We start from the raw sequence: 13,083 nt of genomic DNA, 5'->3' as shown, positions 1-13,083 counted from the left end.
CTCACCAACTTGGTGAGCTTACTTTTTATAAAAACTTTTCTTGTATTTCTTTAGAAGGAGTCATGCACGCTTCTTTTTTACCAAACCATTTATAACGATTTTTAGCAATATAATCGTATACAATATTTCTAAGCCCTTCAGGAAGAATCCAAAAAACTTGAGTTAACTTCCAAATTCCGCCAAAATCATTCATAATTTTTAAAGCCGCTGATGATTTAATATCATAAGCCACATTTGGTTCATATAAAATAATAGAATCAACTTTAGAAGTATCAATACCCAGATATTGTGTGATTTCTTTTCCTATGTCTGATTGAAGGGAAGTAAATAGAAACATATTTTTAGTGTCATACTTTATAACCTTTAACACACTATCGTTGCAAAAATTACACACACCATCAAACAAAATCACTTTTTTATTGCTAGGTAAATTGTTCATATTTAGTTTTTTGTAAAAAATTAAGCGCTAACTTGTAACATTAATCAAAATTAAGCGTCTTGTAAGAAAGTAAATAATGATTTAACAATAATTTATTAGTAGATTAGAGAAATTAGTATTTATTTTTATTTTAAAAATTAACTAACACTATGATTCGAATAGAAAATCTTCACAAATCTTACCCTATAGGAAAAGATTCACTTCATGTTTTAAAAGGGCTAGATTTACACATAAAAGAAGGGGAATTTGTGTCTATTATGGGATCTTCAGGGTCTGGAAAATCTACCTTATTAAATATTGTAGGTTTATTAGATACACATGATGAAGGAAAATATTACTTAAATGGGCAGTTAATAGAAAATTTAAATGAAAAAAAAGCTGCAGTATTACGTAACAAGTTTTTAGGATTCGTTTTCCAATCATTCAATTTAATTTCCTATAAAACAGCTCTAGAAAATGTTGCTTTACCATTGTATTATAAAGGAGTTGGTAGAAAAGAACGGTTAGAAATAGCTTTAGAATATCTTGAAAAAGTAGGGTTAAAAGAATGGGCTAATCACTTGCCAAATGAGCTTTCTGGAGGTCAAAAGCAACGTGTAGCAATTGCAAGAGCTTTAGCTACCAAACCAAAAGTTGTATTAGCAGATGAGCCTACAGGGGCTTTAGATTCTACAACAACAGATTCGGTAATGGATTTATTAAAAGAAATTAACGATGAAGGAATGACTGTTTTTGTAATTACACACGAGGAAGAAGTAGCAGCACAGACTAATAGAGTTGTTCGTTTAAAAGATGGAGTTATAATTAGTGATGAGTTAACAGAAGCGGCAACAAATAAAGCAAAAGCAATTTAATTATGTTTGATTTAGATCGCTGGAGAGAAATATTTCAAAGTATTGGTAAAAATAAGTTGCGTTCTGTTTTATCAGGATTCACCGTAGCTTTCGCTATTTTACTATTTACGCTATTATTCGGAATTGTATCAGGTTTACAAAATCAGTTTAAATCTGCTTTTGTAGATGATGCAACCAATGCTATGTTTGTAAGAGTGTGGAAAACATCAAAACCTTATAAAGGATTACAAACAGGAAGAAGAATTCAATTAAAAAATAAAGACTTTGATTACGTTAAAGACGAATATGAAAACAAAATTCAACATTTAACGGCACGAATATACAAAAGCGTAAATATTACCTACAAGAACAATCAAAATAATTATCAATTACGTGCAGTCCATCCAGATCATCAGTTTTTAGAAAAAACAATTATTGATGAAGGAAGATATATTAACGACTTAGACTTAAAAGACAAGTCTAAAGTAATTGTAATTGGTAGACTTGTAAAGCAAGATTTATTTGGAGAAAAACCAGCTTTAGGAAAAAGGGTAAACGTTGATGGAATTTCATATAAAGTAGTCGGAATATTTTCTGATAAAGGAGGAGATAATGAAGAAAGATTGACTTACATGCCTGTAACAACTGCGCAAAAGTTATATGGAAACAACGATTACATCAGTCAAATTAATATAGGATATGACCCTAAGTTAAATCTTGACCAAGCCATTACATTTGGTAATCGACTAGAGAGAGATTTACGTAAAAAGTTAGACATTCACCCAGATGATCAAAGTGCTTTATCTGTAAGAAACATGGCGGAAGCAAATAAAGGGATCAATCAATTTATGTTTGCATTGTATTTCATTGTCATATTTGTAGGTTCAGGAACTTTAATTGCAGGAATTATTGGTATCAGTAATATTATGATTTTTGTTATTAAAGAGCGTACCAAAGAATTCGGAATTCGTAAAGCATTAGGTGCAAAACCATCTTCAATTATTGGTATGGTAATTCAAGAATCTATTTTAATAACCACAATAGCAGGGTACTTAGGTTTAAGTTTAGGAACTTACATTTTAAGTGCTATTGGAGATAGTTTAGAAAAATACTTTATAAAAGATCCAAGTGTAAGTCCAGGAATTGTAATAGGAGCTACCATTATTTTAATCTTATCAGGATTAATTGCAGGGTATTTACCAGCAAAAAAGGCAGCACAAATTAAACCAATTGTAGCACTAAGAGCAGACTAATTATGAAGTTTTTATTTGATTCAGACACTTGGCAAGAAATTTACGGAAGTATTCGTAAAAATAAATTAAGAACTGGTATTACCATTGTAGGTGTACTATGGGGAATTTTCATATTAGTAGTCTTATTAGGAGCTGCACGTGGTATGGAAAACAATTTTAAAAGAATTTTTGGAGACTTTGCAACCAATAGTGTTTTTATGTGGACGCAGAGGACCGATATGCCTTTTAAAGGATTTCAAAAAGGAAGAAGGTTTAATTTAACCTTTAAAGATATTGAAGTACTTCAAAAAGAATACAATAAAGAAATAAAGCTATTAGCACCAAGAAATCAAACCAACGGTAGTGTTGTTAAAGATTTTAAATCTGGAGATTTTCAAGTAAGTGGAGATTACCCAGTTTTAGATCGTGTACAAAAGAAAGATTTAATCTACGGAAGATTTCTCAATCAAAATGATATAAAGAATAACTCTAAAGTTTGTGTTATTTCTGAAGACATGTACAAACAACTGTTTGATAAAAAAGAAATGCCAATTGGACAGTATGTGAAAATTAGTAATGTAAACTATAAGGTTATAGGGGTTTATAAACCATCGAATACTATAGATATTGACGGAGATACTGCCTACATTCCGTTTACAACTTTTCAAAAAGTATACAACACTTCAAATAAAGTAGATTGGATGATGATTACGGCAAATGAAGGAGTGGACATCAAACAGATGGAAAAAGACATTCTTTTAACCTTAAAGAACCTGCACAAAGTACATCCAGAAGATAACAGAGCATTTGGTAGTGTAAATTTAGGAGACCAAATAGATAAACTAATGGGCTTTTTAACAGGAATGCAATTTTTAACATGGTTTGTTGGGATTGCAACCTTAATAGCAGGAGTTTTTGCTATTGGTAATATCTTACTAATTACCGTAAAAGAGCGTACTAAAGAAATTGGAATTAGAAGAGCTTTAGGGGCAACTCCAATAAGTATTAAAAGACAAATAATATTAGAATCTGTTTTTTTAACTACAATAGCAGGAATGTTAGGAATTATTTTTGGAGGACTTGTTCTATTCCTATTAGACTTTACAGTAGGAAGTGGAGACGATCCAACACTTGTAAATCCAACCGTAAATATACCCATAGTAATGCTAGCCTTTTCAATCCTAGTAATTCTAGGAACCTTAATAGGTTTAATACCAGCATATATGGCAACAATAGTAAAACCAATCGAAGCATTAAGAGAAGAATAAAAAAAGAAATAATCAATTAATCATGAGCAAAAGAGCAAAAATTATCTTAGGAATAGTAGCACTATTATTTGTAGTCATCCTAATTTGGTTAGGAAAGAAAAATCAAAAAAGTGTGGTAACCTATGAAACAGAAAAACCATTTAGAACAACAATTGTAAAAAAGGCAGTGGCTACAGGTAAAGTAGTTCCTCTAGAAGAGGTAGAAATAAAACCTCAAATTGCAGGAATTATAGACAAAATTGTAGTTGAAGAAGGAGCAATTGTAAAAGCAGGAGATTTATTAGCTACAGTAAGAGTTGTACCAAACGAACAATCGCTACAAAGTGCAAGAGGAAGAATAAACTCAGTACAAATTCAATTAAATAATGCTAAAACTCAATACGACAGAAATAAAAGTTTATTTGATAAAGGAGTAATTTCTAGTCAAGAGTTTGAAGCCTCACAATTATCATACAATCAAGCAAAAAATGATTTGACAAATGCTCAAAATGATTATCAAATCATTAAAAAAGGATCAGTAGGTTCTGCCGGAGCAAACACAAATATCAGAGCAACAACATCAGGTATGGTTGTAGAAATTCCTGTAAAAAAAGGATACCAAGTTATTCAATCAAATAACTTTAATGAAGGTACAACTATCGCTACTATTGCTGATATGGAAAAAATGATTTTTGAAGGACAAGTTGATGAATCAGAAGTAGGAAAATTAGTAAAAGGATCAAACATAGAAGTTTCATTAGGAGCTATTGAAAACAAAAAGTTTCCTGCAATATTAAACTTTATTGCACCAAAAGGAACTGAAGAAAACGGAGCAGTACAGTTTAAAATTAAAGCAGATGTAAGTCTTGATGACAACTATTTTGTAAGGGCAGGTTATAGTGCCAATGCAGATATCGTTTTAGAGAAAAAAGACAGTGTTTTATCTATTAAAGAATCGTTATTGCGTTTTGATAAGAAAACTGAAGAGCCTTATGTAGAAGTAAAGAAAGGAGAGGATGAGTTTGAAAAACGTGAGTTAAAACTAGGAGTTTCAGACGGAGTAAACATTGAAGTATTAGAAGGTGTAACTACAGAAGATGAAATTAAAATCTGGAACAAGGCGTCAAAAGATGACGAAAAGAAAGATTAAAAACATCTAAATAGTTGATTAATAGTTGTAAAGCAGTTCTTTTAAGAGCTGCTTTTTACTTTTAAGGTATAATATAACACACTCATATCCAAAAAGGTATCATTCAAGGAAGTAAAGGTGGAAAAGGCTTTTTTGTTGTAGATATTTGGAGTGCTCAAACAAACGAGTACTTAATTTAATTTATTGGGGAAAATTAAATTATTTAAATAAGGGGTAAAAAGCAGCTTTTTAGAAGCTGCTTTTTTTTAGATATATTTTTAACCCTTATAAAAAGGTAACTTCACTACTTTAGCAGGAATTTGTTTCTTACGAACTTGGATAAAAATATCACTATCAACTTTAGAGTTTTCTTTAGTAACATACCCTAATCCAATTCCTTTTCCTAATGACGGACTCATAGTACCAGAGGTAACACGTCCAATGTTGTTTCCATCAGCATCAACAATTTCATAATCATGACGAGGAACACCACGCTCAGTTAATTCAAAAGCAACTAATTTACGAGTAACACCCGCTTCTTTTTGAGCTTTTAAAGCTTCAGCATTTACAAAGTCTTTCGTAAACTTAGTAATCCATCCTAAGCCAGCTTCTAAAGGAGAAGTAGTATCGTCAATATCGTTACCATATAAACAATATCCCATTTCTAAACGTAAGGTATCACGAGCAGCTAACCCAATAGGCTTAATTCCCCAATCTTTACCAGCTTCAAAAACTTTATTCCAAAGTTGCTCAACATCTTCATTCTTTACATATACTTCAAATCCACCAGAACCAGTATATCCAGTAGCAGAAACTACTACATTCGGAATCCCAGCAAAATCAGTAATTTCAAAAGTATAGAATTTAATAGTAGATAAATCTACTGAAGTTAACGATTGCATAGCTTCCGCAGCTTTTGGACCTTGAATAGCTAATAACGACCATTCTTCAGAACGGTTTTCCATTTCAACTTTTAAATCGTTGTGTTGAGAAATCCAGTTCCAATCTTTTTCAATATTAGAAGCATTTACCACTAACATATACTCATTTTCAGCAATCATGTAAATAATTAAATCATCTACAATTCCTCCATCAGCATTAGGCATACAGCTATATTGTGCTTTTCCAGGAACTAATTTAGAAGCATCGTTAGAAGATATTTTTTGAATTAAAGCCAATGCATTTTCTCCTTTTAAAAAGAACTCTCCCATATGACTTACATCAAAAACACCAACTCCTTTTCTAACAGTTTCGTGTTCAGCAGTTACTCCTTCGTATTGTACAGGCATGTTATAACCTGCAAAAGGAACCATTTTAGCTCCTAAAGCTTCATGTACATGTGATAAAGCTGTATTTTTCATGTGTTTGTTTTTTATTGTTTTTATTAACGCATGTAACCTTTTGTGAATAAAATAACCATTATAGGGTATATTTTATTTATGTAGGTTTCATTATTGTGTATTGTTTGTTTTAAAAAAGTGATGCTAAAGTATTGAAAAATTAGCAAACAATACAGGCGAATCTGTGTAATATTATAAGAGTATATTACCTAAATGTTTGTTAATATTTTCCTTATTCTATCATAGAATACTAAATTTGAGAGTAACAAATTTTATCACGATGCTAAAAAAACTATTATTTACTCTTTTCTTACTAAATATATGTGTTGTTGTATCAGCACAAGTTCCAACAGATTATTTACCAGCTGATTTTCATAAAGAGCGAAGAGCAATTTTACGATCAAAAATGCCTAAAAATGCTGTAGCAGTTGTTTTTGCTAACCCAACCCGAAACAGAGCTAATGATGTAGATTATGTATTTCATCAAGATCCTAACTTTTACTATTTAACAGGGTTTAGAGAACCCAATGCGGTTTTGGTACTATTTTCTGAAAATCAAAAAGACGCTAAAGGAAATAGTTATAATGAAATATTATATGTGCCTAAAAAAGATCCTCGATTTGAAATGTGGAATGGAAAACGTTTAGGAGTAGAAGGAGCAAAAAAAGAATTAGGGTTTGCGATGGCAAAAACATCAGAAGAATTTGTTACAGATGCAATTAATTTTAAAAGTTTTGATAAAGTAAATATATTAAAACTTAATGATGATTATAGAAACTCAGAAAGAGATAAAGGAGAAATTTACGATTTAGTAAAAGCATTTAAAAAGCAGTCTGGGTATAAGAATGAGGAGGCTAAAGATCCAAATATAGAGTATATTCATAAAGCTATAGCAAATGTACCAGATGCGAAGTTAGAAGAAGTGGCTAAAGAACTATCTAAAAGCTTAGAGAATTATCCAGAGTATAAAAAAGACCCGATAATAAAAGAGTATATAAGTGCTACAGATGATGGATTACGAAGAGAACTCAAACAAAAAATAAAAATAAAACTTCAAAAAAATAGTGAGTCTAATATAGATGTTAAATTTTTATCAACCGCACTTGCTGAAATGCGTGAAGTAAAAACACCAGAAGAATTAAAACTGTTGACTAAGGCGATACGAATTTCGGCAATAGGACAAGTAGAAGTAATGAAAGCTATGAAACCGCATATGTCTGAAACAGAAATTCAAGGAGTTCATGAGTTTGTGTATAAAAAATATGGAGCAGAGTATGAAGGTTACCCATCTATAGTTGGTGCAGGAAACAATGGTTGCGTTTTACATTACATTGAAAATAACAAAACAAAACTTGGAAATGAGCTAGTTTTAATGGATTTAGGAGCGGAGTATAGAGGATATACAGCAGACGTAACCAGAACAATACCAGCAAACGGTAAGTTTTCTCCAGAACAAAAAGCTATTTACGAATTGGTTTTAAAAGCACAAGACGCAGGAATAAAGGTGTGTAAACCTGGAAATCAATTTTGGAAGCCAGGAGAAGCAACAAAACAGATTATTAATGAAGGATTAGGAGCTTTGGGTATTATTAGTTCTCCTTCAGCAAAACATAGCTATTTTCCACATGGTACTTCTCATCACATAGGCTTAGATGTTCATGATCCAGGAACATATGGTGCTTTTAAAGAAAATATGGTTATTACCGTAGAACCTGGTATTTATATTCCAGAAGGAAGCCCTTGTGATAAGAAATGGTGGGGAATTGCAGTTAGAATTGAAGATGATATTTTAATCACAAAAAACGGACCTGTAAACCTATCAGCAGAAGCTCCAAGAACCGTTGAAAATATTGAGAAAATGATGGCTAAAAAAAGCGTTTTAAATGATTTTTTACTACCTAATTTAGATTGATAAAGAAAACATATACATAATTTGTAATACAATAATATTCATAACGACAGATAACAACCTTTAACCTAAATAAACTAAATGAAATTCAATAGAAAAACAATCTCAAACATTGTATTTGTCGTTATTATAGGCTTATTACTATATCCGCCAACCAAAGTATATTTTATTAGGTTGGTTTCATTTTCACCTTCTACTATTACAGAAGATAAAAGAGAAGTATTAAACGATTACGGCTGGAATTTAAAAGGGTTAAATACTACTAATATAGATTTTAACGACACCAAGAACAAAGTTGTTTTTGTAAACTTTTGGGCAACTTGGTGCCCGCCATGTATAGCAGAAATGCCAAGTATTCAAAAGCTATACAATGATTATAAAGATAAAGTTGAGTTTGTATTTGTAAGTAACGAAGATTGGACGACTATTGAAGCCTTTTATAAAGATAAAGGCTACGATTTACCAACATATAATATTTTATCTAAAGTACCAGAACAGTTAGTAAGCAACTCAATTCCTGCGACGTTTGTTATAGATAAAAAAGGAACTATTGTTGTAGACAAAAAAGGAGCTGCTGATTGGAATAGTGATAAAATTAGAATTTTGTTAGACGAATTACTACAATAGAATATTTACCTTTGTAGCATGAGTCAAGAACAGCCAAATAATCCGCTTCACGGAATAAAATTAGCCACCATGTTAGAAGAATTATACTTAGAGTATGGTTGGGAAGAAATGGGGGACATATTGAATATAAATGTCTTTAAAAAGAACCCAACCTATAAATCTAGTTTAAAGTTTTTAAGAACAACACCTTGGGCAAGAGCTAAAGTAGAAAAACTGTATCTAGAAATGTTAGGCTATTAAACATTAACGTAATACCAAATCACTCCATTCTTTAGCATTCTCTAACATTGGGAAGTGCCCTGTATTTTCAAGCCATCTTAATTCATTATTAGGAATTTCTTTGTGTAATTGCTCTCCAATAGCTTTTACAGCAATAGGGTCGTGGGTAGCCCAAACTATTTTTGTAGGAATCTGTGTTTGTGTCAATCCGCCAATCCAACGATGCCAAAAAAAGTATCGCTCATTAATATAATTGCTCAATAAATGAATAACATTCCGACCATTATTATAATTTAACTGAAACCACATTTCGTTTAACTCTTCCTGAGAAACCTTAGAAGCATCAACATAAATTTTGCGAATATTCCTATTAAAAACAGTTTGATTCGCCAATTTAGCAACCCATTTTCCTGTAATTTTATTCTTTAGTAACTTTTGAATAGTTCGTAGTTTGGCTAATTCAATATGCATGCTACCATTGCACAAAATCAATTCTTTAATAGAAAAAGGAAGCAGATTCATATTGTTTCTAGCAATAATTTCGGAGGCAATACTAGTGCCGTAATCATGCGCTAGCAGCGTAACTTCATGTAAACCTAGTTTTTTCCATAAAAGTAAAGCTATATCAGTCTGCTCAATTAAAGAATACGAATAGTTTAAAGGTTTATCAGAAAAACCAAACCCTAAATGATCGTGAATAATCACTCTGTATTTTTTTGATAAAAAAGGAAGCGCTTTATAATAATCAAAAGAAGAAGTAGGATATCCGTGGAGTATCACAAGAGTTTCATTAGTATTTCCTTCATCAATAACGAAAACTTGTTGATTATTAATGGTGTAAAATTCACCCTTATTTTTCCATTCTAGTGAAGTCATAAATATAGAAGCTTTGGTGTTTACAATGTACTCATTTTTGTGTAGTTTTGATATTAGATGAAGAAAACTACTTTTTACATACTTCCTGTTTTATTTTTGCTAACTATTTCTTGTTCTAAAACAGTAAAGGAACAAGCTTTAACTATGAAAGATGTTTTTCCTACACAGAAAAATACAGACTCAACTTTTGTTTTTGATTTAGATACAATTATTAGTTTCAAAAACTATGTAGAAAAATGCGAGTATTATGAGGAGATTACTCACAAGAAACAGTATGTAAGAACACAAAATAATGACATACCCTTAAATATTAATTTTTTTATAAAGTGTCATTTGCCAACTTTTTGTATTAAAGAAAAAAATACAATTATATTGGAAGGTGACTTTAAAGAAGGAAAAACACTTTTTTTTCATGAAGATGAAAAAGTTCTTAGTGTTAAAAATTTTGAAGAGTACTTAAATAAACAGTTGTTAAACTGGGGAAAAGATTATGAATATTCTGATAGCCCAGATAGAAGTATAATATTACTTAGGTATCGCGATTTAACTAAAAAATCTAAAGAAAGAGTTTCTAAAGCATTGGATACTATGTCAGTATCTTATTTTAATTTTATTAATAGTTTTCAAAAGCAAAATATTGATTCTTTAAAGAGAGTATATCCTCTTCAAATATTATTGGAAAAAGACTTCAGATTGTTTGATAAGAAGGGTAATTTAATAGAATTTCCACCACCCCCTCCGCCAGCTCCATTAGAAATAGTAGAATAATGCCATATTTCATCGACGTCATATTACCCATTCCGTTGCAAAAAACGTTTACCTATACGGTAACCGAAGCAGAAGCCTCTTTTTTAAAAAAAGGAATGCGTGTAGCGGTTTCCTTCGGAAAAAGTAAGATTTATACTGCATTGGTGTTTAACATTCACCAAAATGCACCCGAATTATATGAGGCCAAAGACATTCATCAAATTTTAGATGATACGCCTATTATAACGGAACAGCAACTAAAACACTGGCAATGGATTTCGAGCTATTATATGTGTTCGTTAGGCGATGTATATAGAGCTGCCTTACCATCAGCATTTTTGCTAGAAAGTGAAACCATCATCTATAAAAATGAAAACTTTGAAGAAGAAGCCATACTAACCGATGAAGAATTTTTAATTTTTGAAGCCTTACAACATCATTCACAGTTAACTATTCATCAGGTTGCTGATATTTTAGGAAAGAAAACCGTACTTCCTATCATTAACGGATTGATAGAGAAGAATGCGGTTTACATTAAAGAAGAAATTTACGAAACCTACAAACCTAAACTGGTTAAGTATGTTCGATTACATAACAATTATACCTCAAGTGAAGGCCTACAAACGCTTTTAGAGGAACTTTCAAGAGCTAAAAAGCAACGAGAAGCTGTACTGACGTATTTTCAGTTAGCAGCGGCTAAAAAGCCGATAAAAGCAAAAGATTTAGAAGAACAGTCGGGAGCTTCTTCCGCAGTTTTAAAAGCCTTGGTAGAGAAAGATATTTTTGAATTTTATCATATTCAAACCGATCGAATTAACTATCAAGGAGAAACGAATCAGATTAAAGAGTTGAATGAATTTCAACAGGAAGCTTTCAATCAAATAAAAACTTCTTTTGAAACACAACAAGTAAGTTTATTACACGGGGTTACAGGGTCTGGTAAAACAGAAATTTATGTAAAACTGATTAAAGAAGTGATTGCTGAAGGAAAACAAGTATTGTTTTTACTACCAGAAATTGCTTTAACAACCCAAATCATTACCCGTTTACAAAACTATTTTGGGAACTTTATTTCGGTATTCCATTCAAAATACTCGATGAACGAACGAGTAGAGGTGTGGAATAACGTGTTAGAGAATAAACCTAAAGCACAGGTTGTTTTAGGAGCACGTTCTTCGTTGTTTTTACCGTTTTCAAACTTAGGGTTGATTGTAGTAGATGAAGAGCACGAAACGTCGTACAAGCAATTTGAACCGTCACCACGTTACAATGCACGTGATGCTTCGGTAGTATTAGGTCATTTACACCAAGCAAAAGTATTGTTAGGTTCTGCAACACCATCAATAGAGAGTTATTTTAATGCTGAGCAAAACAAATACGGATTTATAGAATTAACGCGTCGTTTCGGAAACATTCAGTTGCCTAAAATCGAGCTGATAGACATTAAAGAAAAGCATCGAAAAAAGGAAATGAAAGGTCATTTTTCTGATCGCTTATTGAAAATGATTACGGAAGCATTGGAGGAAAAAGAACAGGTTATTTTATTTCAAAACCGACGTGGATTTTCGCCTGTGGTAGAGTGTACTACTTGTGGTGTTTCTCCTCAATGTCCGAATTGTGATGTGAGTTTAACCTATCATAAATTCCGTAAAGAGTTAAAATGTCATTATTGCCATTACCAACGTGCAATGCCGAATAGTTGTGGTGCTTGTGGAAGTGCTACCTTAGACACCAAAGGTTTTGGAACGGAGCAAATAGAACTAGAGTTAAAAGAGCTATTTCCGAATCATAATATTGGACGAATGGACTTGGATACCACGCGCGGTAAATATGGGTATCAAAAGATTATTGGGGCTTTTGAAGCGCAAGAAATTGATATTTTGGTAGGAACGCAAATGCTATCTAAAGGATTGGATTTTGAAAATGTATCGTTGGTAGGAATCTTAAATGCGGATTCTATGCTCAACTTCCCTGATTTTAGAGCACATGAACGAGCTTTTCAGCTCATGGTACAAGTATCGGGTAGGGCAGGACGTACTAAAAAGCAAGGAAATGTAGCGATACAAACCTACAATCCGTATCATCAAATTTTGCAGCAAGTATCTACTAACAATTATACAGAAATGTATAAAGAGCAATTGCAAGATCGTTGGCAGTTTCATTATCCGCCATACTATCGCTTGATAAAAATTACCTTAAAACACAAAGATTACACGCGTGTTGATAATGGTATCAATTGGTTAGCAAAAGCTTTACAAAATGTGTTTCACGAAAATGTATTAGGACCTACAGCGCCTGCGGTTTCTCGTATTCGAAATCAGTATATTAAGAATTTAGTGATTAAAATTCCGCCAAAACAATCTTTAGGAAAAACCAAAGAGCAGTTACAAAAAATTAAAAATACCTTTGAAGCAGTTAAAGATTTTAGACCCATCCGTTTTATTATTGATGTGGATGCTTATTAGGTTTTAATGAATAAATTGTT

General features: G+C 31.9%; 12 protein-coding genes. 9 read left to right on the top strand and 3 right to left on the bottom strand.

Annotated features, from left to right (window positions below):
- Nucleotides 1-25 precede the first annotated feature (25 nt).
- Nucleotides 26-439, bottom strand: coding sequence for a thiol-disulfide oxidoreductase DCC family protein (locus ACTPNM_RS10355; protein WP_440121692.1), 414 nt, complete (start codon nucleotides 437-439; stop codon nucleotides 26-28).
- 149 nt (nucleotides 440-588) lie between these two features.
- On the opposite strand from ACTPNM_RS10355, the gene ACTPNM_RS10350 reads away from it, so the two are divergent.
- Genes ACTPNM_RS10350 through ACTPNM_RS10335 form a run of 4 tightly spaced genes read left to right on the top strand, consistent with a single transcriptional unit; the run spans nucleotide 589 to nucleotide 4,901 of the window.
- Nucleotides 589-1,293 carry an ABC transporter ATP-binding protein gene (locus ACTPNM_RS10350; RefSeq protein ID WP_274639983.1) on the top strand — a complete coding sequence of 235 codons (705 nt, stop codon included), beginning with the start codon at nucleotides 589-591 and terminating at the stop codon, nucleotides 1,291-1,293.
- A 2-nt stretch (nucleotides 1,294-1,295) separates the two neighbouring features.
- Complete coding sequence (locus tag ACTPNM_RS10345) at nucleotides 1,296-2,525, top strand: ABC transporter permease (RefSeq protein WP_440121691.1); 1,230 nt, start codon at nucleotides 1,296-1,298, stop codon at nucleotides 2,523-2,525.
- A 2-nt stretch (nucleotides 2,526-2,527) separates the two neighbouring features.
- Nucleotides 2,528-3,772 (top strand): ABC transporter permease, encoded by a 1,245-nt coding sequence (locus tag ACTPNM_RS10340; RefSeq protein ID WP_274639981.1) that lies wholly within the window; start codon nucleotides 2,528-2,530, stop codon nucleotides 3,770-3,772.
- 22 nt (nucleotides 3,773-3,794) lie between these two features.
- Nucleotides 3,795-4,901 (top strand): efflux RND transporter periplasmic adaptor subunit, encoded by a 1,107-nt coding sequence (locus tag ACTPNM_RS10335; protein WP_274639980.1) that lies wholly within the window; start codon nucleotides 3,795-3,797, stop codon nucleotides 4,899-4,901.
- A gap of 257 nt (nucleotides 4,902-5,158) precedes the next feature.
- Here the strand turns inward: ACTPNM_RS10335 and gcvT are convergent, their stop codons facing one another.
- Nucleotides 5,159-6,241, bottom strand: a complete 1,083-nt coding sequence (gene gcvT / locus ACTPNM_RS10330) for a glycine cleavage system aminomethyltransferase GcvT (protein WP_099214597.1) — start codon at nucleotides 6,239-6,241, stop codon at nucleotides 5,159-5,161.
- Between the two features lie 259 nt (nucleotides 6,242-6,500).
- On the opposite strand from gcvT, the gene ACTPNM_RS10325 reads away from it, so the two are divergent.
- From ACTPNM_RS10325 to ACTPNM_RS10315, 3 genes are all read left to right on the top strand, one after another.
- Nucleotides 6,501-8,132, top strand: a complete 1,632-nt coding sequence (locus ACTPNM_RS10325; protein WP_440121689.1) for an aminopeptidase P family protein — start codon at nucleotides 6,501-6,503, stop codon at nucleotides 8,130-8,132.
- A 78-nt stretch (nucleotides 8,133-8,210) separates the two neighbouring features.
- Entirely contained in the window at nucleotides 8,211-8,756 is a 546-nt protein-coding gene (locus ACTPNM_RS10320; protein WP_440121687.1) for a TlpA family protein disulfide reductase, read from the top strand.
- A gap of 18 nt (nucleotides 8,757-8,774) precedes the next feature.
- Nucleotides 8,775-8,996 (top strand): VF530 family DNA-binding protein, encoded by a 222-nt coding sequence (locus ACTPNM_RS10315; protein ID WP_440121685.1) that lies wholly within the window; start codon nucleotides 8,775-8,777, stop codon nucleotides 8,994-8,996.
- Nucleotides 8,997-8,999: 3 nt separating this feature from the next.
- Here ACTPNM_RS10315 and ACTPNM_RS10310 read toward each other — a convergent pair whose 3' ends face one another.
- Nucleotides 9,000-9,851 carry an alpha/beta fold hydrolase gene (locus ACTPNM_RS10310; protein ID WP_440121684.1) on the bottom strand — a complete coding sequence of 284 codons (852 nt, stop codon included), beginning with the start codon at nucleotides 9,849-9,851 and terminating at the stop codon, nucleotides 9,000-9,002.
- A 57-nt stretch (nucleotides 9,852-9,908) separates the two neighbouring features.
- Here ACTPNM_RS10310 and ACTPNM_RS10305 point away from each other — a divergent pair, with 57 nt between their 5' ends.
- Together ACTPNM_RS10305 and priA are read left to right on the top strand one after the other, a co-directional pair.
- Complete coding sequence (locus ACTPNM_RS10305) at nucleotides 9,909-10,619, top strand: hypothetical protein (protein ID WP_440121683.1); 711 nt, start codon at nucleotides 9,909-9,911, stop codon at nucleotides 10,617-10,619.
- Nucleotides 10,619-13,063 carry a replication restart helicase PriA gene (priA, locus tag ACTPNM_RS10300; RefSeq protein WP_440121682.1) on the top strand — a complete coding sequence of 815 codons (2,445 nt, stop codon included), beginning with the start codon at nucleotides 10,619-10,621 and terminating at the stop codon, nucleotides 13,061-13,063. The genes ACTPNM_RS10305 and priA overlap by 1 nt, the downstream gene beginning before the upstream one ends.
- The last annotated feature ends 20 nt before the right edge of the window (nucleotides 13,064-13,083 follow it).

The organism is Tenacibaculum sp. Ill (assembly GCF_051938915.1).
Classification (GTDB): Bacteria; Bacteroidota; Bacteroidia; order Flavobacteriales; family Flavobacteriaceae; genus Polaribacter; species Polaribacter larymnensis.
This window is presented reverse-complemented; position numbering and strand designations above follow the sequence as displayed.

Excerpts from the sequence above, each read along its gene's own strand:
- ACTPNM_RS10355 (WP_440121692.1), bottom strand. The coding sequence starts at position 439 with ATGAACAATTTACCTAGCAATAAAAAAGTGATTTTGTTTGATGGTGTG.
- ACTPNM_RS10350 (WP_274639983.1), top strand. The coding sequence starts at position 589 with ATGATTCGAATAGAAAATCTTCACAAATCTTACCCTATAGGAAAAGAT.
- ACTPNM_RS10345 (WP_440121691.1), top strand. The coding sequence starts at position 1,296 with ATGTTTGATTTAGATCGCTGGAGAGAAATATTTCAAAGTATTGGTAAA.
- ACTPNM_RS10340 (WP_274639981.1), top strand. The coding sequence starts at position 2,528 with ATGAAGTTTTTATTTGATTCAGACACTTGGCAAGAAATTTACGGAAGT.
- ACTPNM_RS10335 (WP_274639980.1), top strand. The coding sequence starts at position 3,795 with ATGAGCAAAAGAGCAAAAATTATCTTAGGAATAGTAGCACTATTATTT.
- gcvT (WP_099214597.1), bottom strand. The coding sequence starts at position 6,241 with ATGAAAAATACAGCTTTATCACATGTACATGAAGCTTTAGGAGCTAAA.
- ACTPNM_RS10325 (WP_440121689.1), top strand. The coding sequence starts at position 6,501 with ATGCTAAAAAAACTATTATTTACTCTTTTCTTACTAAATATATGTGTT.
- ACTPNM_RS10320 (WP_440121687.1), top strand. The coding sequence starts at position 8,211 with ATGAAATTCAATAGAAAAACAATCTCAAACATTGTATTTGTCGTTATT.
- ACTPNM_RS10315 (WP_440121685.1), top strand. The coding sequence starts at position 8,775 with ATGAGTCAAGAACAGCCAAATAATCCGCTTCACGGAATAAAATTAGCC.
- ACTPNM_RS10310 (WP_440121684.1), bottom strand. The coding sequence starts at position 9,851 with ATGACTTCACTAGAATGGAAAAATAAGGGTGAATTTTACACCATTAAT.
- ACTPNM_RS10305 (WP_440121683.1), top strand. The coding sequence starts at position 9,909 with ATGAAGAAAACTACTTTTTACATACTTCCTGTTTTATTTTTGCTAACT.
- priA (WP_440121682.1), top strand. The coding sequence starts at position 10,619 with ATGCCATATTTCATCGACGTCATATTACCCATTCCGTTGCAAAAAACG.